Source organism: Kocuria dechangensis, assembly GCF_014636775.1.
In the GTDB taxonomy this organism is placed as follows: Bacteria; Actinomycetota; Actinomycetes; order Actinomycetales; family Micrococcaceae; genus Kocuria; species Kocuria dechangensis.
In genome coordinates this window covers 198,369-219,386 of sequence record NZ_BMEQ01000004.1, presented here as the reverse complement: position 1 = coordinate 219,386, position 21,018 = coordinate 198,369, and the positions used below count along the sequence as shown (strand labels likewise).

Here is a 21,018-nt window from a genome sequence, read left to right as displayed (position 1 = left end):
CCGACCACGAAAGGCCCTCCGTGCTGACCTACGGACCCGACGCCCGCTACGTCCCCGCCGCGGACCGCTACGAGACCATGCCCTTCCGCCGCGTGGGGGAGTCGGGGCTGAAGCTGCCCGCGATCTCCCTCGGCCTGTGGCACAACTTCGGCGACGACAAGCCGCTGGAGACCCAGCGGGCCACGCTGCGCAAGGCCTTCGACCTCGGCGTGACGCACTTCGACCTCGCCAACAACTACGGGCCGCCGGCCGGCGCCGCCGAGGTGAACTTCGGCACGATCCTGGAGCAGGACCTCGCCCCCTACCGGGACGAGCTCGTGATCTCCTCGAAGGCCGGGTGGGACATGTGGCCGGGCCCCTACGGCTTCGGCGGCTCCCGCAAGTACCTGGTGTCCTCCCTGGACCAGACCCTGCGCCGCACGGGCCTGGACTACGTCGACATCTTCTACCACCACCGCCCGGACCCCGAGACCCCGCTCGAGGAGACCATGCGGGCCCTCGACCACATCGTCCGGTCCGGCCGGGCGCTCTACGTGGGCGTCTCCTCCTACAACGCGGAGCTCACCCTCCGCGCCCAGGAGATCATGCGCGGGCTGGGCACGCCGCTGCTGATCCACCAGCCCTCCTACTCGATGCTCAACCGGTGGATCGAGGCGCCGTCCGAGAGCGGGACGTCCCTGCTCGGCGCCCTCACGCAGGCCGGGATGGGTTCCATCGTGTTCACGCCCCTCGCCCAGGGCATGCTCACCGACCGGTACCTCGACGGCGTCCCCGCCGACTCGCGGGCCGCGGCGGAGAAGTCCCTGGACCCGGAGTGGCTGACGGAGACCACCCTCGGGAGGATCCGGGGCCTGCGCGAGATCGCGGCGGGCCGCGGGCAGTCGCTGGCCCAGATGGCGCTCGCCTGGGTGCTGCGCGAGCAGGCGGACGGGCAGGTCACCACCGCGCTCGTGGGCGCCTCCTCCCCGGAGCAGATCGAGGACAACGTCGGCGCCGTGCGCAACCTCGAGTTCACGGCCGAGGAGCTGGCGGAGATCGACCGGCTGGCCTTCGACTCGGACATCAACATCTGGGCGGGCGCCCAGGACTCCAAGCACGCGTGACGGCCGGGAGCCGCTGACCCATGGAGGCCTCGCAGTACCTCGCCCTGCTCGGGCTGTGGATCGCCGGGATCGTCGCGCCCGGCCCGGACGTCCTGGTGATCCTGCGCAACGCGTCGCTGGGCTCCCGCCTGGCCGGGGTGCTCACGGCGGTGGGCGTGATGACCGGCAACCTCCTGTGGATCACGCTCTCCCTCACCGGGGTGACCGTGCTGATCGGGCGGGCCGACGCGCTACAGGGCCTGATCCAGGTGGCCGGGGCCCTGTTCCTGGGCTGGCTGGGCGTGGGCGGGATCCGGGCCGGTCTCGCCGCCCGGGCCGCCCGCGCCGCCGTCCCGGCGGGGGACGGTCCCGCGGACCCGGGCGGGGCCCCGTCCCCGGGACCGTCCGGGGAGTCCCTCCCCGCGGCCCCGCCGGGGCGCACGCCCACCCCGCTGCGGGCGTTCGTGCTCGGCCTCGTGACGAACCTCTCGAACGCGAAGGCCATCGTCTTCTTCGTGGCCCTGTTCGCCAACGTGGTCCCCGCCGGCGCCCGCTGGTGGGAGAACGTCCTGGTCTTCGTGCTCCTCGTGGCCGTGGGCCTGGCATGGTTCACGGCCGTGGCGTGGATGGGCTCCGTCGAGCGGCTCGCCGTCCGCTTCCGCCGCAACGCCGCCGCGGTGGAGCTCGCCTCCGGCGCCCTGTTCCTGGTGCTGGCGCTGGGCCTGCTGCTCAGCGCCCTGTGACCCGGCGGGTGCCGCTCCGTCCCCGGGGTGGGGCCCGGCCCGTCCCCGCTGAGTGAGGGGCCGGTTCTGTGCCGTCTCGGCCGCGGGTCTAGACTGGACCGCTGAGTCTTCCCTGCTGCTCCCCGGACGCCGGAACGGGCGTCTCCCTGGCGTGCGCCCGGGACGGGAGGCAGACGACCATCGACAAAGGAGAACCGTGTCCCACCACCCGATCCGTGTGGCCATCGCGGGCGTCGGCAACTGCGCCTCGTCCCTCGTCCAGGGCGTCCACTTCTACGCCGCGGCCGATCCCGCCCAGTCCGTCCCGGGGCTGATGCACGTCCAGTTCGGCAACTACCACGTCAACGACGTGGCGTTCGTGGCGGCGTTCGACGTCGACGCCGCGAAGGTCGGCCTGGACCTGTCCGAGGCCATCCACTCCTCGAAGAACAACACGATGACCTTCGCGGAGGTCCCGCACACCGGCGTGACGGTGAAGCGCGGGCCCACCCTGGACGGTCTGGGGGCCTACTACCGCGAGATGGTCGAGGAGTCCACCGCCGAGGCGGTGGACGTCGTGCAGGCCCTCAAGGACGCCGACGTCGACGTGCTGGTGTCCTACCTGCCCGTGGGCTCCGAGGAGGCCGACCGCTTCTACGCCCAGGCCGCGATCGACGCCGGGGTGGCGTTCGTCAACGCCCTGCCCGTGTTCATCGCGGGGACCCCGGAGTGGGCGGAGAAGTTCACTGCCGCCGGCGTGCCGATCGTCGGCGACGACATCAAGTCCCAGGTGGGGGCCACGATCACCCACCGGGTGCTGGCGAAGCTGCTGGAGGACCGCGGGTACGTGCTGGACCGCACCTACCAGCTCAACGTGGGCGGGAACATGGACTTCATGAACATGCTCGAGCGCTCCCGCCTCGAGTCCAAGAAGATCTCCAAGACGCAGGCCGTGACCTCCAACGTGGCCCGCGAGTTCGGCACCCGGGACGTGCACATCGGCCCCTCCGACTACGTCGAGTGGCTCGACGACCGGAAGTTCGCCTTCGTCCGTCTCGAGGGCCACGGCTTCGGCAACGCCCCGATCTCCCTGGAGTACAAGCTGGAGGTCTGGGACTCCCCCAACTCGGCCGGGGTGATCATCGACGCGATCCGCGCCGCCAAGATCGGCCTGGACCGCGGCATCGGCGGGCCCCTGACCTCCGCCTCGGCGTACTTCATGAAGTCCCCGCCCCAGCAGCAGGCCGACGAGACCGCCCGGGCCAACCTCGAGGCGTTCATCCGCGGGGAGCTCGAGCGCTGAGCACACCCCGGACAGCAGAGGACCCCCGCACCCCACGGTGCGGGGGTCCTCTGCTGTCCGGGGCAGGCGCACCGTCACGGGGCCCGAGTCCATGCGGCCCGGCGCTGCCGGCAGGTCCTCCGGCCGACGACCGCTGAACCCCGGCGCACCGGTCGTCTAGACGAACTCCTCCAGGCCCGCCCGGTGCAGCACGAACGCCGTGAGGGGGTCGTAGACGCGCGGGGGGAGGTTGTCGTCCAGCGGCACGGCGACCTCCACCTGGCCCTGGGCCTCGGCCACGAACACCCCCGGGTCGTTGCAGTCGGCGAACGCGATGGTGCGCAGCCCGCGCGAGCCGGCGGCGCCGGCGAGGCCGTGGTCGGCGACCACGAGGTCCGGCGGGTTCTGCCCGTCCCGGCGCAGCCTCTGCAGGGTGAGGGCCATGGGGGTGGGATAGTGCGTGTGGCGCAGCCCGCCGTACTGCTCCACCATCACGACGTGCTCGATCTGACGGACGTCGCCGTCCTCGAACGCGAAGCCGTCCGGGACCTGGACCACGTGCGCGCCGGCGCGGCGGGCCACCCGGGCGAACTGGGCGTAGACGGGGAACAGCCCCGCGGGGTGGCCGGTCGCGAACAGGAGACGGCCGCCGGCGGCGACGACCTCCCCGAACACCCGCGCGTAGCGCTCCAGCGCCGCGAGGGTCAGGTGGGCGCCGATCGTGTCCTGGCCCTGCCGGTGCTCGGGGTCGGGGGAGATGCCGACGCGATCGCGCATCAGGGCGAACACATCGTCGTAGGTCCACTCGCGGGTGCGCACCACGCCCATGTGCTGGTGCTCGTCGCCGTCCAGGAAACCCTGGATGTTGCGCAGGTTCGCCTCCCGGGGGGTCGCGACGTTCCCGGTGATGCGGTGCAGGTCGAGGTGGCGTGCGAGGTCTTCGGGGGGAAGGGGAGGATTCGTCACCGTTCGAGTGTATTCAGCTGCCGGCGGCTACCGTCGCGTACCCCCGCCCGCCCGTAGGCGTCCACGGTGGCGCGGGCCGTGCGCTCCCAGGAGTACTCCCGCGCCCGGCGCGCGGCGGCCGCGCCCAGGCGCCGGAGGGCCTCCGGGTCACGGGCGAGGTCCACGACGGCGCGCGCCCACGTGCCGGGGGCGCGGTCCCGGACGAGCCGGCCGGTGGCCCCGTGCAGGACGGCGGTGCGCAGGCCGTCGACGTCCGTGGCGAGCACGGGCGTCCCGCAGGCCTGGGCCTCGAGCGCCACGAGCCCGAAGGTCTCGGAGGAGGAGGGGACGACGACGGCGTCGGCCCGGCGCATCCGCGCGGCGAGCTCCTGCGCCGGCAGCGCCGGCGAGAACACCACGGAGTCCCCGAGCCCCAGCTCCCGGACCCGCGCCCGCAGCGCCCCGATGAACGAGGGCGCGCCCACCCCGGTGATCTCCAGCTCCACCACGAGGTCGGGGGCGAGCTCGCGGATGCGGGCGAGTGCCTCGACGAGCACCTGCGGGCCCTTCAGGGCCTGGAGCCGCCCGGCGAACAGCAGCCGCAGCGGCCGGGCCGCGGTGCCCGGGCCGTCGCCGGCCCCGGGGGAGACGCCGGGAGAAGCCGCGGGGGAGTTCGCGGGCCCCGCCGGGTGGAAGACGCCCAGGTCCACGCCGGGGGCGATCACCGCCAGGCGCGCGGGGTCCGCGTCGTAGAGCTCGAGCATCTGGTGGGCCTCGGCCCCGGTGTTGACGACCGTCGCCTCGGCGCGGGCGACGAGCGCCTCCTCGGCCGCGGCGCGCTCCTCCGGCTCGAGACCCTCGCCCAGGGCGGCCCGCAGGTTCTTCGCCCGGGCCGTGGTGTGCAGGCTCAGGACGAGGGGCACGCCCCACTCGTCCGCGAGGACGCGGCCCGCCGCCCCGGAGAGCCAGTAGTGGGCGTGCACGGCGTCGGGGCGCCGGTCCTCGGCGTCCAGCGCGGCGCCGAGGACGGCGGCGAAGGGGTCGACGAAGCGGGGCAGGTCCTCCTTGGCGGCCCCGGCCGCGCCCGGCAGGGTCACGGTGAGCAGCCGCATCCCCGGGCCGACGGACTCGGCGCGCAGCCCCTCCGCGCCGGGGGCGTCCGGGGAACGGTCGAGGACGGCCATGTCCACGGTGTGCCCCGCGTCGGCGAGGCCCGCGGCGAGGTGGCGCACGTAGACGTTCATGCCGCCCGCGTCCCCGGACCCCGGTTGTTCGAGGGGCGAGGTGTGCAGGCTGACGAGGAGGACGTGGAGGGCGGCATCGGGCACGGCTCAACTGTAGCCGCCGGGCCGCGGCCGGGCACCCGGGGCGAGCACGGCCCCGGGCCGGCCGGTGCGACAATAGGGGGGTGAACCGTGCCGAACCCGTACTGTCCCCCGCACCCGCCGCGGCCTTCGCCCCTCCCGCCGAGCGCAGCGCCGTCGTCGACCTCGCAGCGGTCCGCCACAACGTGCGCCGGCTGCGCGGCCTGGCCGCCCCCGCCCGCCTGATGGCCGTGGTCAAGGCCGACGCCTACGGCCACGGGGCCGTGCCCGTCGCCCGCGCCGTGCTGGAGGCCGGTGCCGACGCGCTGGGCGTCGCCCACGTGGGCGAGGCCCTGGAGCTGCGGGCGGCCGGCATCACCGCGCCGGTCCTCGCCTGGCTGCACACCGTGGACACCGACTTCCGCGCGGCGCTGGCGCAGGACGTGGAGATCGGGGTGAGCGGCTGGGAGCTGACCCCCGTCGCCGAGGCCGCCCGCGCGCTCGGCGTCACCGCGCGGGTCCACCTCAAGATCGACACGGGCCTGGGCCGCAACGGCGCCACGGAGCAGCAGTGGCCGCGGCTCGTCGCCGCGGCCGCGGAGGCGGAGGCCGCGGGGCTGGTGCGCGTGGTCGGGATCTTCACGCACCTGGCCGTGGCCGACGACCCGGCCCGGCCCGAGACGGGCGAGCAGCTCGCCCGCCTGCGCGCCGCCGTGGACGCAGCCCGGGCCGCCGGGCTGCGCCCCGCCCTCCGGCACGCGGCGAACTCGCCCGGGCTGCTCTCCGCCGCGGGCCGCGAGCGCCCGGACGAGATGGTCCTGGACATGGTGCGGGTGGGCGTCTCCCTCTACGGCCTCTCGCCGTTCCCGGACCGCACCCCCGAGGACCTCGACCTGGTCCCGGCGATGACGCTGCGCACCACCGTCAACGCGGTCAAGGAGGTGCCCGCCGGGCAGGGCGTGTCCTACGGGCTGAACTACGTCACCGACCGGCCCACCACCCTGGCCCTCGTGCCCCTGGGCTACGCGGACGGCGTGCCGCGGGTCGGCACCGGCGGGCCGGTGCGGATCAACGGCAGGACCTACCCCGAGGTCGGCCGGGTCGCGATGGACCAGATCGTCGTGGACCTGGGCGCGCCGGGCCTGTCCGCGCCCGAGCACGGGCTGCTCGGCGCGGAGGCCGTCCTGTTCGGGGCGGGGCAGAACCCGTCCGCGACCGAGTGGGCCGACGCCGCCGGCACCATCAACTACGAGATCGTCACCCGGGTCTCCCCGCGGGTTCCCCGCCTCTACGTGGACGGCCCGGGGGAGGGCGGGCAGCGCCCCGCGGAGCACGCGGACGGGGAGCCGGCGTGAGCGCGTGGACCCGGACCGTCGTCGTGGACGGGCCCGAGCAGACGCAGGCCCTCGCGGAGCGCCTGGGGGCCCAGCTGCGCGCCGGGGACCTGGTGGTTCTCACCGGCGAGCTCGGCGCCGGGAAGACGACGTTCACCCAGGGCCTGGGCCGCGGCCTCGGCGTGCGCGAGGGCATCATCTCGCCCACGTTCGTGCTGGTGCGCCGCCACCCCAGCGCCCCCGACGGCCCCCGCCCGGGCGGGCCCGACCTCGTCCACGTGGACGCGTACCGGCTGTCCTCGCCCGCGGAGGTCGACGACATCGACCTCGAGGACACCGTGGACACGGCCGTGACCGTGGTCGAGTGGGGGACCGGCCTGGTCGAGCACCTCTCCGACTCCCGCCTGGAGGTCTCCCTCGAGCGCGCCGTGGGCGCCGACCCCCTGGACCTCGGCGACCTCACCGGCCCGGCCGAGGAGAGCGAGGAGGAAGGCGAGGAGGCCGACGACGCCGAGCCCCGGCGCATCACCCTCACCGGTGTCGGCCCGCGCTGGGCGGGAGGGCCCCCGCGGCTCTGACCGCCGAAGCTCTGACCGCCGAAGCTCTGACCCCCACGGCCCGGCCCTGATCCCCTGACCCCGGCCCGCCCGCAGCCGTCGCCCGCGGGGCCGACGCCTCCGCCGGGCGGGCACTAGAATGGCCGGGTGCTTCTCTGCCTGGACTCCTCCGCCGTCGCCTCCGCCGCCCTTGTCACGGGCGGCGGCGAGGTGCTGGGCAGCTTCGCGAGCCCGGACACCCGCTCCCACGCCGAGGTCCTGGCCCCCGCCGTCCGCGCGCTACTGGCCGACCGCGGCCTCACCGGCGCGGACCTCGGCGGGATCCTCGTGGGCACCGGCCCCGGCCCCTTCACGGGCCTGCGCGCGGGGATCGCGACGGCCCGGGCTCTCGCCTTCGCGTGGGACCTTCCGCTTCACGGGCTGATGAGCCTCGAGGCCGTGGCCCAGGACGCCGCGGGCGCCGCCCGCGCCGCCGGCCACGACGAGTTCCTCGTGCTCACCGACGCCCGCCGCAAGGAGGTCTACTGGGCCCGCTTCGCGCTCGCCGAGGACGGGCCCCGGCCGGTCGGCGGCCCCGGCGTGGCCGCCGCCGGGCAGCTGCCGGAGCTGCCCGCCTACGGGCGCGGCGCGGGCCTCTACGCCGACCGGCTGGCCCGTCCCGTGGCGGAGTTCGCCGAGGCGCAGCCCACGGCGTCGTCGCTGGGCCTCGCCGCCGTGCGCCGCGCGGCCCGCGGGGAGGCCCTGTCCCCGGACACGACCCCGCTGTACCTGCGCGAGTCCGACGCGAAGGTCCCCGGCCCGCGGAAGCGGGCGAGCGCGTGAGCCCCGCCCCGGAGCCCGGCTGCTGGACCCTGCGCCGGATGGTCCCCGAGGACGTCGCCGTGGTGCACGCCCTCGAGCGGCGGCTGTTCCCGGTGGACGCCTGGCCGCTCGAGATGTTCTTCGCCGAGCTCGCCCAGCCCGTGTGCTGGTACTGGGTCGCCGAGCAGGACGGCGCGATCGTCGGCTACGCGGGGCTGATGTGCATCCCCCCGGTCGGCGACGTCCAGACGATCGCCGTGCTCCCCGAGCACGAGGGCCGCGGGATCGGCTCGGCCCTGCTGCGCACCCTGCACGGACAGGCCGTGGAGCTCGGCGCCACGGAGATGCTGCTCGAGGTGCGGGCGGACAACCCCCGCGCCCAGGAGCTCTACCGCCGCTTCGGCTACGAGCAGATCCACACCCGGCCCCGCTACTACCGCGACGGCGCCGACGCGATCGTCATGCGCTGCGACCTCACCCGCCCGGCGGAGCCCGGCACGACGACCTCCGAGGGAGCCACCCCATGACCGACGGACCACTGGTGCTGGGCATCGAGTCGTCCTGCGACGAGACCGGCGTGGGCGTCGTCCGCGGCCGGACGCTGCTGGCCAACACCGTCTCCTCCTCCATGGACGAGCACGTGCGCTTCGGCGGCGTGATCCCGGAGATCGCCTCCCGCGCCCACCTGGACGCCATGGTCCCGACCCTGCGCGCCGCGCTGGACACCGCCGGGGTGGCGCTCGAGGACCTCGACGCAATCGCGGTGACCTCCGGCCCGGGCCTCTCCGGCGCGCTGATGGTCGGGGTCGCCGCCGCGAAGGCCCTCGCCGTGGCCACGGGCAAGCCGCTGTACGCGATCAACCACCTCGTGGCCCACGTCGGCGTGGGCGTGCTCGAGGACTCGGGGATCGAGGGCTTCCAGGGGGCGTTCGACGACGGGCTGCCCCGCGGGCTCGGGGCGCTGCTCGTCTCCGGCGGGCACACCGAGATCCTGGCCGTCGAGGACCTGACCCGGGACGTGCGCCTGCTCGGGGCCACCCTCGACGACGCCGCGGGGGAGGCCTACGACAAGGTCGCCCGCGTGCTCGGCCTCGACTACCCCGGGGGGCCCGCCATCGACGCGGCCGCCCGCCGCGGTGACCCCACCGCCTTCCGCCTCCCCCGCGGGCTCACCGCGGGCAAGTACATGGGCTCCGCCGAGAAGCCCGGCCCGCACCGCTACGACTTCTCCTTCTCCGGGCTCAAGACCGCCGTGGCCCGCGTCGTCGAGGCCTACGAGGCCGAGGGCGAGCCGGTCCCGGTGGAGGACGTCGCGGCGTCCTTCCAGGAGGCCGTGGCCGACGTCATCACCCGCAAGGCCGTGCTCGCGTGCACCGAGCAGGGCCTGACCACCCTGCTGCTGGGCGGCGGCGTGGCCGCGAACTCGCGGCTGCGGGAGCTCACGGCGGAGCGCTGCGCCGCGCACGGCATCGAGCTCGTGGTGCCCAAGCTGTCCCTGTGCACGGACAACGGGGCGATGGTCGCCGCGCTCGCCGCGCGCGTGGTCGCCGAGGGCCGTGCCCCCTCGGACCTGGGCTTCGCCGTGGACCCGTCCCTGCCGGTGACGACCGTCTCGGTCTGAGCGCCGCCGGGCGCCCGCGCTCAGGCGTTCTCGCGGGTCCTGCGGACGATGTCGAGGGCCACGGCGTGCAGGTCCCCGCCGTTCGCGGCGGCGACCGCCCGCTGGCGCTGGTAGCCGGCGCCCTCCTGCATGATCCGCTCCACGTCGGAGAGCTCCTTCGAGCAGCCCAGCCGCGCCGCGACCGGCTCGAGCCGGTCCAGCAGCGCGCTGAGGTCCTCGCAGAGCTCCCGCTCCGTGTTGCGGGGGTCCGTGATGATCTCGGCGTCGAGGCCGTAGCGGGCCGCCCGCCACTTGTTCTCGCGGATGTGCCAGGGCTGCAGCCGCTCCGGGGCGCGGCCGGCCTCGACGTCCCGGGAGAGGGAGTCCACGAGGCACTGGGTGAGGGCGGTGAGGGCCCCCACCTCCCACAGCGTGGAGAGCCCGTCGCAGAACCGGACCTCGGTGGTGCCGAGACGGGGCACCGGGCGCACGTCCCAGCGGCACTCGCTGAGCTCGTCGATGATCCCCGTGGAGATCATGTCCGTCACGCACTTCTCGTACTCGTCCCAGGACGCGAAGTGGTAGGGCAGCCCGGCCGTCGACAGCTGCTGGAAGATCATGGAGCGCTGGGACGCGTAGCCGGTGTCCTCGCCCGCCCAGAAGGGGGAGTTGGCGGACAGCGCCAGCAGGTGGGGGTAGTAGGTGAGCAGCCCGTCGAGCACCGGCAGGGCCTTGCCCGGGGTGTCCAGGCCCACGTGCACGTGCACTCCGTAGATGACCATCTGCCGGCCCCAGTACTGGGTCCGGTCCACGAGCTTGTGGTAGCGGTGCTTGTCGGTGACCTGCTGGTCCTGCCAGCGCGCGAAGGGGTGGGTGCCGGCAGCGAAGATCTCCAGTCCCTGCGGGCCGGCGACGCCGCGGATCTCGTCCATCATGGTGGACAGCTGCTCCGTGGAGGCGGCCACGTCCCGGCACACGCCGGTGACCATCTCCACCGTGTTCAGCAGGAACTCCCCGGTCAGGTGGGGGTGGTTGCCGTGCTCGCTCCACTCGGGGTGTCCGGCCAGGACGGCCTCGTACATCTCCCGGCCGCGGGGGACGAGGTCGCCGGTGGCGCTGTCCACGAGGGCGATTTCCCACTCGACGCCGAGCGTCGACTGGTCGGAGCGGGCGAACGAGATCTCCACGCGGCAGGTCCTTACGTGCGTCGGCGAGCGGGTGGGGCCACCACCCTCGGGTCCCTCAGTCTACGGTTTCGACGACCAGCACCACGCGCTTCTCGGCGGCGTCGGCGCCGCCGCCCGGGCCGCCGCCCGGGCCACCGTGCGTGCCGCCGGGCGCCGTCCTGGTCACCACGAGCGTGGCCCGGTTCGGGCCCCTGGGGGCGAGCTGGCGGCGCAGCTGCTCGGGGGTCACGTCCGTGCCGCGCTTCTTGATCTCCAGGGTGCCGACCTCGTGCTCCCGCACCCACCGCCTGAGCACCTTGACGGTGTGCGGCAGCACCTCCCGCACCCGGTAGGCCCGGGCGAGCGGCGTGCGCACGAGCTCGTCCGAGGTGAGGTAGGCGATCCGCGGGTGGATCAGCCGCGCGCCCAGCTGCCGCGCGAGGTCCGCGACGAGTCCGGCGCGGATCACCGCGCCGTCGGGCTCGTACAGCCAGGCGCCCACGGGGCCCACCTCGGCCTCCTCGTGCCCGGGGTCGGCGTCGCGGGGGCTGACCAGCTCCGCGGCCCCGTGCTCGCCGAGCACGAGCGCGGCCCGCCGCACGCCCGGGCGGGCCACGGCGTTGAACCACAGCACCGCCTCGACCACGTCCCCGCGGTCGGAGACCCACTGGGCCTCGCACCCGGCGGGCACGGCCTCGTGGGGGATGCCGGGGCCCATCTTCACGCCGACGGGCAGCCCGCGCGCGGCGAGCGCCTGGGCGAAGGACAGGGGCGGGGAGAACGCCTCGGGGTCGAAGATCCGCCGGGTGCCGGAGGACGACGTCGTGCGCCGCGCCGGGTCCAGCCACACCCCGTCGGGCATCCCGCCCGGCAGCGCGGCGAGGTCCAGCGACTCGACGTCGGCGTGCACGACCGTGGCCTCCGGGAAGGGGGTGAGGTTGACGGTGGCGACCGCCGCGGTGGTCTCGTCGAGCTCCACGGCGGTGACGCGCCGGTCGAGGGCGGCCAGGGCCATGGCGTCCGCGCCGATCCCGCAGCCGAGGTCGGCCACGTGGGCGAGGCCCGCGTCGGCGAAGCGCCGGGCGTGCAGCGCGGCCACGCGCAGCCGGGTGGCCTGCTCCAGGCCGGCCTTCGTGAAGAGCATGTGCCCGGCGAAGTCGCCGAACTTCTCGCGGGCCCGCGTGCGCAGCCGGGACTGGGTGAGGGCCGCGGAGACCAGGCCCGGGTCGAAGCCCTCGGCCCGCAGCCGGGACGCGGCGCGCAGGGCGTCGGCCTCGTCGTAGGGGCCCAGGGAGTCGAGCAGCGCCATGCCCTCCGCGGTCAGCAGGGGCGCGATCTCGCGCGGGTCGGCGGGGGCGTCGGGGCTCATGGGGGACCGTTCTGCCGGAGGGGCGGGGGCGTCAGGCGAAGTAGATGCCGATGCGGTGGCCGTCGATCTGCTCGACGCGGATGTCGATGCCGTAGACGTCCCGCAGCACCTCGGGGCGCATGATCTGCTCGGGCGTGCCGTGGTGGACCAGCGCCCCGTCCTTCATGGCCATGATGCGGTCCGAGTAGCAGGACGCGAAGTTGATGTCGTGGATGACCAGCACCACGGTCTTGCCGAAGTCGTGCGCCATCCGCCGCAGCAACTGCATCATCTCCACGGCGTGCTTCATGTCCAGGTTGTTGAGGGGCTCGTCCAGCAGGACGTAGTCGGTGTCCTGGGCGATCACCATCGCGATGAACGCCCGCTGCCGCTGCCCGCCGGAGAGCTCGTCGACGTAGCGGTCCGCGAGCTCGTCCAGCTGGAGGTAGCGCAGGGCGCGGTCCACGTGCTCCCGGTCCTCGGCGGTGTGCCGGCCCCTGTTGTGCGGGTGGCGGCCGAAGGCCACGAGGTCCCGCACGCTCAGCCGCACGCTCAGGGTGTTCTCCTGACGCAGGATGGACAGCTTCCGGGCGAGCTGGTCCGAGGGGGTCGAGAGGACGTCCAGCTCGTCCACGAAGACCGTGCCCTCGTCCATCGGCAGCAGCCGCGCGGCCATCGACAGGAGGGTCGACTTCCCGGCGCCGTTGGCGCCGATGATCGAGATGATCCCGCCCGCCTCGATGGTCCCCGAGACGCGGTCGACGACCGTCCGGGACCCGTACCTCTTGGTGAGGCCGGTCAGTTCGATCACGGTGCACTCCTTCTCACTTGATGGACCCCCGCAGCAGCATGACGAGGAACAGCAGCCCGCCCGCGAACTCGATCACGATGCTCAGCGCCGTGTCGAAGGCGAAGACCTGCTCGAGGACCACCTGCCCGCCCACGAGGGCGATGATCCCGAGCAGCACCGCGATCGGCAGGACGTGGCGGTGCCGGAACCGGCGGCACAGCGCGTAGGCCAGGTTCGCCACGATGAGGCCGAAGAAGGTGATGGGCCCGACCAGCGCGGTGCACACGCCCACGAGCACGGAGCAGACCACGAGGACGGCGGTGACCACCCGGGCGTGGTCGATGCCCAGGCTGATCGCGGTGTCCCGGCCCAGGGCCAGGACGTCGAACTGGCGGCGCAGCCCGAGGACCACGAGGCTGGCCAGGCCGACCAGGACGAAGGACACGCGCAGCAGGCCGGTGTCCACGTTCGTGAAGGACGCGAACATCGCGTCCTGCAGGACGACGAACTCGCTGGGCTCCAGCAGCCGCTGCAGCAGGGAGGAGACGCCCCGGAACATGGTGCCGAAGACGATGCCCACGAGCAGCACCAGGTGCAGGGACGTGCCGGAGCCGGTGAACAGCCAGCGGTAGATCGCCCAGCTGAACGCCACCATGAGGGCCAGCTCGACGCCGAACTTGGTGGTGGACCCGAGGGCGACCACCCCGCTGGAGCCGATGAAGAACACCAGCCCCGTCTGGATCAGCAGGTACAGGGCGTCGAAGCCCATGATGGAGGGGGTGAGGATGCGGTTCCCGGTGATCGTCTGGAACAGCACGGTGGACACGCCCACGGAGTAGGCCACGAGCACCATGGTCAGCACCCGGTTGACCCGCCGCGGCAGGACGTAGCCGAGGTTCCCGCCGAGGTCCACCGTCAGGTAGAGGGCGACCGAGGCGGCGGCCAGCACCGCGAGGACGCCGATCCACGCGGCGGGGGACAGGGCGGCGGGTGACAGGGACGGGCGGCGCCGCAGGCGCGGGGCGGTGGTGACGGAGGGGGGCAGGGGGGAGGTGCCGGCGCTCATCGGCGGCGCCCCCTCAGCAGCATGGTCAGGAACAGGGCCGCGCCGACCACGGCCACGATGGTGCCGACCGGGATCTCGTACGGGTACCGGATCACGCGGGCCACGATGTCGCACACCAGGACGAAGCCCGCGCCGAAGACGGCGACCCACGGGACCGTGCGGCGCACGTTGTCCCCGATCAGCATGGAGACGAGGTTGGGGACCACGAGGCCCAGGAACGGGATCGAGCCGATGGTCACCACCACGACGGCGGAGATCAGCGCCACGAGCGTCAGGCCCAGGGCCATGACCCGGCGGTAGTCGATGCCGAGGTTCGTCGTGAACTCCTGGCCCATGCCAGCCACCGTGAACCGGTCCGCGGCCACGTAGCCCACGACGGTCAGGGCCAGGACCAGCCACAGCAGCTCGTAGCGGCCGCGGATCACCCCGGAGAAGTCCCCGATCATCCAGGAGTTGAGGGTCTGCAGCAGATCGAAGCGGTAGGCGAAGAACGTGGTGAGGGAGGCGATGACGTTGCCGAGCATGATGCCCACGAGCGGCACGAGCAGGGTGTTGCGCAGCGGCACGCGCTGGAGGACCAGCAGGAACAGCGCGGTGCCGGCGACCGCGAACACCGCGGCGAAGCCCATCTTCGCCATCAGCGGGGCGGCGGGCAGGAAGATGCTGACCACGAGCAGCCCGGCGGAGGCCGACTCGACCGTGCCCACGGTCGAGGGCTCCACGAACTTGTTGCGGACCATCAGCTGCATGATCAGCCCCGCCACGGCAAGGGCCGTCCCGGCCAGGACGACGGAGGCGGTGCGGGGGAGGCGGGAGACCGCGAGGATCTCCGTCGAGGCCCAGAAGCCGTCGGCGTCCCCGGAGACCAGCTGGTGCCACAGGGACCAGGGCGTGACGTCGAGGACGCCCACGAACGTGCTCACCACGGCGAGCAGCAGCACCACGGCGCTCGCGGCGGCGAGGCGGCGGGCGTTGCGCCGGCCGGAGGCCCCGGGGACGGCCGCCGCGGACCCCGAGGGCGCGCCCGGCGACGGAGGACCCGCCGGCACGGTGCCGGGGGTCGCAGGGGCCGGGGCTGTGGTCGCGGCGGGGTTCATCGCTGCGCGTGGGCGGTCATCGGGGACCTTCCGGGTCGGGGGCGGCCGCCCCCAGGGGCGGCCGCGGGAGGAGAGGGGGCCGGGCCGTCCCGCGCGGGCGGTGGCGATCGCCGCGCGGGACGGCCCGGGAGCCCGGCCCCGGGGTCAGGACAGGGAGTCCTCGACCTCGGTGATCATGGCCGGGAGGTTGTTCAGGCCGAAGCCCACGAGGTACCAGCCGGCGCCGTCGAGGTAGGTGATCCTGTCCTCCCGGGCCGCGGTGGTGCCGTTGACGAGCTCGTTGTCCAGCACCTGCTGGGCGGCGTCGCCGGACTCGCCGATCGTGGTGTCGCGGTCGATGACGTAGAGCCGGTCGGGGTTCGCGTCGGCGATCGCCTCGAAGGAGACGGCCTCGCCGTGGGTGCCCTCGGCCTCGACCTGGGCGGCCGACTCCAGGCCCAGGGCGTCGAAGACGATGTTGCCGAAGCGGGAGCCGGGGCCGTAGGCGTTGACCTCGCCCGCGCTGGTCAGCAGGAACAGGGCCGAGCCGGCGTCCGCGGCACCGGCCTTCGTCCGCTCGATCTGCTCGTCGATCGCGGCGAGCTTCTCCTCCACCTCGGCCTCCTTGCCGAAGATCCGCCCGAGGGTCTCGGACTGCTCGGTGAAGGAGGCCATGGCGTCGGCCTGGTCGATGCTCAGGTCGACCGTGGGGGCGATCTCGGACAGCTCGTCGTAGTACTCCGCGGTGCGCCCCGAGATGATGATGAGGTCCGGGTCCGCCTCGGCGACCGACTCGAGGTCCGGCTCCTTCAGGGCCCCGGCGTTGACGTACTCGTCCGACTCGTACTTCGAGAACTGCTCCGGCAGGCTCGAGCCCTTGGGCAGGCCCTGGACGTCCTCACCGAGGGCCTCGAGGGAGTCGAGCACGCCGAGGTCGTAGGTGATGACGTTCTCCGGGTCGGCCGGGACCTCGGTGGTGCCCTGGGCGTGCTCCACGCTGACGGTCCCGGCCGCCGAGCTCTCGGCGCTGCCGGCGGACGCGGCGCCGCCGGTCGAGCAGCCGGCGAGGGCCAGGGCGGAGGCCGCGGCGAGCAGGGCGCTGGAGCGCTTCAGGAGGGTGCGGGTCATGGGTGTTCCTTTGCGAAGGCCGGCGGCGCCCCGCACGGGGAGGCGCCGTCGGGGGTCCGGTGGGCGCGACGGCCTGCGCGCCTGTGCGCGGGTCGTCGGGGAGGGCACCCTGTCTCGGCCGAGGTTAGGTCTGCCTTAGCGCCAACCTAAGGGGTGCCGGGCCGGTGAGGCAAATCATTGGGCAACACCCGTGTGCCCTAATTGCCCCTGGCTGCCGCGTCCCGTCCGCCGCGCTGGCACTCGCCTTGACCGACTGCCAGCCCCCTCCTACAGTTGGCCTTGGCACTCTCCGGGTGAGGGTGCTAAGGGCCAGGCGATCGATCGGCACCGCGACGACGGTTGGTGCGCCAACCGGCCCGAAGCACGACGGCGGGCCCCGCCCGCGGTCGCCCATTGTTTTCCACGCCTACAGAAAGGGAGAGATCGTGTCGGTCTCCATCAAGCCCCTCGAGGATCGCATCGTCGTTCAGCCGCTCGCCGCTGAGCAGACCACCGCGTCCGGTCTCGTCATTCCCGACACCGCCAAGGAGAAGCCCCAGGAGGGCAAGGTCCTGGCCGTCGGCCCGGGTCGTGTCGACGACTCCGGGAACCGCATCCCGGTCGACGTCAAGGAGGGCGACGTCGTGATCTTCTCCAAGTACGGCGGGACCGAGGTCAAGTACAACGGCGAGGAGTACCTGGTGCTCCCCGCCCGCGACGTGCTCGCCGTCGTCGAGAAGTAGACCCCGCGCACACCGCGCAGTCCTGACGAAGGGTGCCCGCCGCACGACCCGCTTCACCGGCGGGCCGCGGCCGGCACCCTTCGCCGCTCCCGTCCCCGACATTCCCCGCTGGACCCCCAGCCACCCAGAAGGAGCCATCGTCCATGGCGAAGCAGCTGGCATTCAACGATGCCGCCCGCAAGTCCCTCGAGAACGGCGTGAACAAGCTCGCCGACACCGTCAAGGTCACCCTCGGCCCGCGCGGGCGCAACGTCGTGCTCGACAAGAAGTGGGGTGCGCCCACGATCACCAACGACGGCGTGACCATCGCCCGCGAGGTCGAGCTCGACGACCCGTACGAGAACCTCGGCGCGCAGCTCGCCAAGGAGGTCGCGACCAAGACCAACGACGTCGCCGGTGACGGCACCACCACCGCGACCGTCCTGGCCCAGGCCCTGGTCAAGGAGGGCCTGCGCAACGTGGCCGCCGGCGCCGACCCGCTGAGCCTCAAGCGCGGCATCGAGAAGGCCGTGGAGGCCGTCTCCGAGCGCCTCCTCGCGAACGCCCGTCCCGTCGAGGGCGCCAACGTCGCGCACGTCGCGACGATCTCCGCCCAGGACCCCGCGATCGGGCAGCTCATCGCCCAGGCCTTCGACACCGTCGGCAAGGACGGCGTGATCAGCATCGAGGACGGCTCCTCGACCGAGGTCGAGCTCGAGGTCACCGAGGGCATGCAGTTCGACAAGGGCTACCTCTCCCCGTCCTTCGTCACCGACCTCGAGCGCCAGGAAGCGGTCATGGAGAACTCCCTGGTGCTGATGTACCAGGGCAAGATCTCCTCCGTCGCCGAGATCATGCCGGTGCTGGAGAAGGTCCTCCAGGCCAAGAAGCCCCTGACGATCATCGCCGAGGACGTCGAGGGCGAGGCCCTCTCCACCCTCGTGGTGAACAAGCTGCGCGGGACCCTCGACGTCGTGGCCCTCAAGGCCCCGGGCTTCGGCGACCGCCGCAAGGCGATCCTGCAGGACCTCGCCGTGCTCACCGGCGGCGAGGTCGTCACCAGCGAGCTGGGGATCACCCTGGAGCAGGTCACCCTCGAGCAGCTGGGCACCGCCCGCCGCGTGACGGTCACCAAGGGCAGCACCACCGTCGTCGACGGCGGCGGGACCGAGGCCCAGATCCAGGAGCGGGTCGCCACGATCCGCGCCGAGGTCGAGCGCACCGACTCCGAGTGGGACCGCGAGAAGCTCCAGGAGCGCCTCGCGCGCCTGGCCGGCGGCGTGTCCGTCATCAAGGTCGGCGCGGCCACCGAGGTGGAGGCCAAGGAGCGCAAGCACCGCATCGAGGACGCCGTGTCCTCGACCCGCGCGGCCCTCGAGCAGGGCATCGTCTCCGGCGGCGGCACCGCGCTCATCCAGGCGGCGAAGGTCCTCGACGAGTCCGACCTCGGGCTCACCGGGGACGCCGCCACGGCCCTGAAGATCGTCCGCCGCGCGCTGCAGCAGCCGCTGTACTGGATCGCGAGCAACGCGGGCCAGGACGGCGCCGTGGTCGCCGCCCGCGTCGCCGAGCTCGAGCTGGGCCACGGGTACGACGCGGCCACCGGCGAGTACGTCGACATGGTCGCCGCGGGCATCATCGACCCCGTCAAGGTCACCCGCTCGGCCCTGCAGAACGCGGCCTCCATCGCCGCGCTCGTGCTGACCACCGAGACCCTCGTGACGGACAAGCCCGCCGAGTCGCAGGAGCACGGCCACCAGCACTGAGCCGTGCCCGGCGCCGCGTCCGGCGCCCGGTTGCCGACGGACCCGTCCCACCACCGGTGGGCGGGTCCGTCGCCGTTCCCGCCGAGCCGCTCCCGCCGAGCCGCTCCCGCCGAGCCGCTCCCGCCGAGCCGCTCCCGCCGAGCCGCTGCCGTTCAGCCGTTCCTCAGGTCGCGCGAGTAGGGTGCTGTGGTCCTGCCACGTCCCGGCGCTCCAGGAGGAACCCCGCCCATGCCGACCCTCAGCGCACCCGTCTCCGGCCCCCCGGCCCGGGCCCCGCGCCACCGGAGCGCGCGGCCCGGCCGCGGCGCGGACCGGTACTCCGGGTTCCGCCCCGAGGTGCAGGGGCTGCGGGCGCTGGCCGTGCTGCTCGTGGTGGCCTACCACGTGTTCCTCGGCCGGGTCTCCGGGGGAGTGGACATCTTCCTGCTCATCTCGGCGTTCTTCCTCACCCTCTCCTTCGCGCGCAAGCTCGAGGCCGGCCGGCCACTGGCGCTGGGCCGCTACTGGCTGCACGTGTTCAAGCGGCTGCTGCCCCTGGCGGCCCTCACCGTCCTGGCGACCCTCGTGCTGGTCGCGCTCCTCTTCCCGCCGGAGCAGGTCGAGCAGCTCCGCACCGAGGCGTGGGCCTCGCTGCTCTACGCCGAGAACTGGGCGCTGGCGGCCGCGGCCGTGGACTACTACGCCGCCGACCACTCGACGGCCTCGCCGTTCCAGCACTTCTGGTCCCTGTCCGTGCAGGGCCAGGTGTTCCTGCTGTGGCCGCTGGTCTTCGGGCTGGCGGCACTGCTGAGCCGGCGGGGCCGGTGGCGCCCCGTGCCGGTGCTGGCGGTGGCCTTCGGCGTGATCTTCGCCGCCTCCCTGGCGTACTCGGTGCACGTCACCGCCACGGACCAGGCCTTCGCGTACTTCGACACCCGGGCCCGGCTGTGGGAGTTCGCCCTGGGCTCCCTCCTGGCCCTGGCCGTGCCGTACCTGCGCCCGCCCCGGTGGGCGCGGGTCCTCCTCGGCTGGCTCGGGCTGGCCGGGATGCTCACGGTCGGGCTGGTCGTCGACGTGCAGGGGGCGTTCCCCGGCTGGATCGCCCTGTGGCCGCTGCTGTCCGCGGCCGCGATCATCGTGGCCGGGCAGTCCGGCTCCCCGGCGGGCGTGGACCGGCTCCTGTCCTCCCGCCCGCTCGTGCGGCTGGGCGACGCCTCCTACGCCCTGTACCTCGTGCACTGGCCGCTGCTGATCACCTACCTGGTGCTCCGCGACCGGCCGATGGCCGGGCCCCGTTCGGGCGCGGCGATCATCCTGCTCTCGCTCGTGCTGGCCGTGCTGGCCACCCGGTACGTCGAGAACCCCCTGAAGCGCTGGGCCTGGCCCGAGCGCGGCCGGCGGACGCTGGCGGTGTCCATCGCGGTGAGCCTGGGCCTGGTCGCCCTGCCCCTGGGGTCGTGGCACGTCCTCGACGAGCGGCGCGACGCCCGCATCGCCGCCGCCCAGCACGTCAACAACCCCGGGGCGGCCGTCCTGCTGCCCGGCTTCCGGTTCCAGGGGGACCCGGCCGCGCCCACGCTGCCCCTGCCCGAGGACCTGCCCGCCGGCGCCTCCCCGGTGGGGGAGCCCTGCCCGGAGGACGTCGCCCTCGGCGACGCCTACCGCGAGTTCTGCCACGAGACCGTGGCCCAGGCGGACCCCGCGAAGACCGTGCTGGTCACGGGCAACAGCCACATGCAGCACTGGCTGCCGGCCCTGAAGCCCCTCGCCGAGGCCAACGGCTGGCGCCTGGTGGTCTACCTCATGCCCGGGTGCTTGTACACCACGGCCGAGGAGCAGCCCGCGTCCGAGACGTGCCGGCGCTGGTTCGAGGGCACCGACGACGTGCTCGAGTCGGTGGACCCGGACCTGATGTTCGTCCAGGGCACCTTCACCAACCCCTCGGGCGAGTTCTGGAAGCCGGGGCTCGAGGAGCGGGTCCGGGAGCTCGACGCCCGCGGCGTGCAGGTGGTCGGCGTGCGTGACGTCCCCCGCTTCGGGACGGAGCCCGGCGAGTGCGCGATCGAGCACGGCGCGGACGCCCCGGAGTGCGTGTACACGCACCCGATGCTCGGCACCCCGGACCCGCAGGCGCCGCTGGCGCAGGAGCTGGAGCGCTTCTCCGCCGTGGACATGACCGACCTGGTCTGCCCCGAGGAGCAGTGCCGGCCCGTCGTGGGCAACGTCTACGTCTACTTCGACGACGACCACCTCAGCCGTGTCTACTCGGCCACCCTGGCGCCGATGTTCGCGCAGCGGGTCGGCGAGGCCCTGGCCTCCGACGGCGTCGAGGCCCCCGCGCTGCCGTGAGGTCACGCACATCCGCCGCGGG

Annotated in this window: 19 protein-coding genes; 11 read left to right on the top strand and 8 right to left on the bottom strand. The window is 73.8% G+C overall.

All coding sequences use genetic code 11. The annotated features are described in order from the left end of the window. The first annotated feature begins 20 nt into the window (after positions 1-20). The 3 genes from mgrA (at position 21) to IEW07_RS06045 (ending at position 3,107) form a co-directional block, all read left to right on the top strand. A complete protein-coding gene (gene mgrA / locus IEW07_RS06055; RefSeq protein WP_188535277.1) occupies positions 21-1,103 on the top strand; it encodes an L-glyceraldehyde 3-phosphate reductase in 1,083 nt (360 codons plus the stop codon). 20 nt (positions 1,104-1,123) lie between these two features. Then, positions 1,124-1,825, top strand: a complete 702-nt coding sequence (locus tag IEW07_RS06050) for a LysE family translocator (RefSeq protein ID WP_188535275.1) — start codon at positions 1,124-1,126, stop codon at positions 1,823-1,825. A gap of 196 nt (positions 1,826-2,021) precedes the next feature. Beyond that, on the top strand, positions 2,022-3,107 hold the full coding sequence (locus IEW07_RS06045; RefSeq protein WP_188535273.1) for an inositol-3-phosphate synthase: 1,086 nt from the start codon (positions 2,022-2,024) through the stop codon (positions 3,105-3,107). Between the two features lie 156 nt (positions 3,108-3,263). Here the strand turns inward: IEW07_RS06045 and IEW07_RS06040 are convergent, their stop codons facing one another. Next, positions 3,264-4,052, bottom strand: a complete 789-nt coding sequence (locus tag IEW07_RS06040; RefSeq protein WP_188535271.1) for a phosphatase — start codon at positions 4,050-4,052, stop codon at positions 3,264-3,266. Beyond that, a complete protein-coding gene (locus IEW07_RS06035) occupies positions 4,049-5,359 on the bottom strand; it encodes a glycosyltransferase (protein ID WP_188535269.1) in 1,311 nt (436 codons plus the stop codon). The genes IEW07_RS06040 and IEW07_RS06035 overlap by 4 nt, the downstream gene beginning before the upstream one ends. A gap of 80 nt (positions 5,360-5,439) precedes the next feature. Between IEW07_RS06035 and alr the strand changes: the two genes are divergently transcribed. From alr to tsaD, 5 genes are all read left to right on the top strand, one after another. Further along, the gene (gene alr / locus IEW07_RS06030; RefSeq protein WP_188535267.1) at positions 5,440-6,690 is read left to right on the top strand and encodes an alanine racemase; all 1,251 of its coding nucleotides are present in this window, start codon (positions 5,440-5,442) and stop codon (positions 6,688-6,690) included. After that, a complete protein-coding gene (gene tsaE / locus IEW07_RS06025; RefSeq protein WP_188535265.1) occupies positions 6,687-7,247 on the top strand; it encodes a tRNA (adenosine(37)-N6)-threonylcarbamoyltransferase complex ATPase subunit type 1 TsaE in 561 nt (186 codons plus the stop codon). The genes alr and tsaE overlap by 4 nt, the downstream gene beginning before the upstream one ends. Positions 7,248-7,373: 126 nt before the next feature. After that, positions 7,374-8,048 (top strand): tRNA (adenosine(37)-N6)-threonylcarbamoyltransferase complex dimerization subunit type 1 TsaB, encoded by a 675-nt coding sequence (tsaB, locus tag IEW07_RS06020; protein ID WP_188535263.1) that lies wholly within the window; start codon positions 7,374-7,376, stop codon positions 8,046-8,048. A 38-nt stretch (positions 8,049-8,086) separates the two neighbouring features. Beyond that, the gene (gene rimI, locus IEW07_RS06015) at positions 8,087-8,554 is read left to right on the top strand and encodes a ribosomal protein S18-alanine N-acetyltransferase (protein ID WP_188535400.1); all 468 of its coding nucleotides are present in this window, start codon (positions 8,087-8,089) and stop codon (positions 8,552-8,554) included. Further along, positions 8,551-9,648: a tRNA (adenosine(37)-N6)-threonylcarbamoyltransferase complex transferase subunit TsaD gene (gene tsaD, locus IEW07_RS06010; RefSeq protein WP_188535261.1), complete on the top strand. Its 1,098-nt coding sequence runs from the start codon at positions 8,551-8,553 to the stop codon at positions 9,646-9,648. Before rimI ends, tsaD begins: the two co-directional genes overlap by 4 nt. 20 nt (positions 9,649-9,668) lie before the next feature. Here the strand turns inward: tsaD and IEW07_RS06005 are convergent, their stop codons facing one another. From IEW07_RS06005 to IEW07_RS05980, 6 genes are all read right to left on the bottom strand, one after another. Then, positions 9,669-10,814, bottom strand: a complete 1,146-nt coding sequence (locus IEW07_RS06005) for a glutamate--cysteine ligase (RefSeq protein WP_188535259.1) — start codon at positions 10,812-10,814, stop codon at positions 9,669-9,671. A 55-nt stretch (positions 10,815-10,869) separates the two neighbouring features. Then, positions 10,870-12,162, bottom strand: a complete 1,293-nt coding sequence (locus tag IEW07_RS06000) for a THUMP-like domain-containing protein (protein ID WP_188535257.1) — start codon at positions 12,160-12,162, stop codon at positions 10,870-10,872. 31 nt (positions 12,163-12,193) lie between these two features. After that, a complete protein-coding gene (locus tag IEW07_RS05995) occupies positions 12,194-12,952 on the bottom strand; it encodes an iron ABC transporter ATP-binding protein (RefSeq protein ID WP_188535255.1) in 759 nt (252 codons plus the stop codon). A 13-nt stretch (positions 12,953-12,965) separates the two neighbouring features. Continuing rightward, complete coding sequence (locus IEW07_RS05990; RefSeq protein ID WP_188535253.1) at positions 12,966-13,997, bottom strand: iron chelate uptake ABC transporter family permease subunit; 1,032 nt, start codon at positions 13,995-13,997, stop codon at positions 12,966-12,968. Beyond that, positions 13,994-15,094 (bottom strand): ABC transporter permease, encoded by a 1,101-nt coding sequence (locus tag IEW07_RS05985; protein ID WP_188535251.1) that lies wholly within the window; start codon positions 15,092-15,094, stop codon positions 13,994-13,996. The genes IEW07_RS05990 and IEW07_RS05985 overlap by 4 nt, the downstream gene beginning before the upstream one ends. Before the next feature lie 144 nt (positions 15,095-15,238). After that, a complete protein-coding gene (locus IEW07_RS05980) occupies positions 15,239-16,201 on the bottom strand; it encodes a siderophore ABC transporter substrate-binding protein (RefSeq protein WP_188535249.1) in 963 nt (320 codons plus the stop codon). Between the two features lie 425 nt (positions 16,202-16,626). Between IEW07_RS05980 and groES the strand changes: the two genes are divergently transcribed. The 3 genes from groES (at position 16,627) to IEW07_RS05965 (ending at position 20,996) form a co-directional block, all read left to right on the top strand. Then, positions 16,627-16,923 carry a co-chaperone GroES gene (gene groES, locus IEW07_RS05975; protein WP_047801805.1) on the top strand — a complete coding sequence of 99 codons (297 nt, stop codon included), beginning with the start codon at positions 16,627-16,629 and terminating at the stop codon, positions 16,921-16,923. A 143-nt stretch (positions 16,924-17,066) separates the two neighbouring features. Next, positions 17,067-18,668, top strand: a complete 1,602-nt coding sequence (gene groL / locus IEW07_RS05970) for a chaperonin GroEL (protein ID WP_188535247.1) — start codon at positions 17,067-17,069, stop codon at positions 18,666-18,668. A gap of 228 nt (positions 18,669-18,896) precedes the next feature. Next, the gene (locus tag IEW07_RS05965) at positions 18,897-20,996 is read left to right on the top strand and encodes an acyltransferase family protein (RefSeq protein ID WP_188535245.1); all 2,100 of its coding nucleotides are present in this window, start codon (positions 18,897-18,899) and stop codon (positions 20,994-20,996) included. Positions 20,997-21,018: the final 22 nt, after the last annotated feature.